Genomic DNA, 902 nt, shown 5'->3' with positions numbered 1-902 from the left:
GGTAGTTTTTACCCGGTTGAAAGGCGTGTGGCGTGGGTCGTGCTGAAGGGTTCTGGGGGTGGGTGCGGCTGGTGTGAGGGCGGGGTTTTGGGTTCGAGCGTGGGGGGAGGGGGATACGTTTAGTGCGGACCCCAGGGTCGGCTTAAAAAAAAAGCCCCGGAGGGGGGGCTCGGCTCTACAGAACGCAGAAAACGGGCACTCACCACGGCCGGCGCATGCTCACCGACGCCAGCGCCACGCCGCTGGGATGTGGGTAGGCCTTTTCGCTCACGCTGATGAACCCCTGCCGCTGATAGAACGGCACGGCATTGAGCGAGGCCGACAGCACCACCTCACGCTCACGATCGGCCATTGCCAGCAACCGCTGCATCAGCGCCTGGCCGATGCCCTGGCCGCCACGATCGGGATCAACGAACAACGCATCGACTTCATTGGCATCGACATCGAACACGCCAAAGCCGAGCAGACCGCCCTGCTCGTCCTCGGCCACCACGCAGCCACCCTGCGACAACAGCCGCGCGTACTGCGACGGTGGCGGCGAGGCAGACCAGGGCGCAATGACCTCAGGCGGGTAATGACTGCTGCAGGTCTCCCGCACGCACCGCGTGCGCAGCGCCCACAACATGGCCACGTCATCCATGGTGCCGGTCCTGAACTGCATGACATCTCCTTGTGGAGCCGAGCGCCAGGTGGGGGGTTTTTGGTTGCAACAAAGCGCTGCGTGATGGCCTAGCCGGCGCGCCAGGGCTCGGGGCTACAACAACACCTCATAGCGCCATGCTGGGCGGCCCCGCCTGGATCTTCGGGGGCGGCTGGTAGGTATAGCTGGGCGCCTCGGCCCAGAACCCCTGGAAACCCGCGGGGTCCGGGACCTTGTGGACGACCTCGCCCGGGTCCACGAC

At 65.6% G+C, this 902-nt stretch carries 1 protein-coding gene; it reads right to left on the bottom strand.

The window, feature by feature from the left end; all coding sequences use genetic code 11:
• Positions 1 to 199 precede the first annotated feature (199 nt).
• On the bottom strand, positions 200 to 661 hold the full coding sequence (locus tag QRO91_RS22080) for a GNAT family N-acetyltransferase (RefSeq protein ID WP_049430650.1): 462 nt from the start codon (positions 659 to 661) through the stop codon (positions 200 to 202).
• Positions 662 to 902 lie beyond the last annotated feature (241 nt).

The sequence above is a fragment of the Stenotrophomonas maltophilia group sp. Smal32 genome, from assembly GCF_030237085.1.
Taxonomy (GTDB): domain Bacteria; phylum Pseudomonadota; class Gammaproteobacteria; order Xanthomonadales; family Xanthomonadaceae; genus Stenotrophomonas; species Stenotrophomonas maltophilia_Q.
This window is presented reverse-complemented; position numbering and strand designations above follow the sequence as displayed.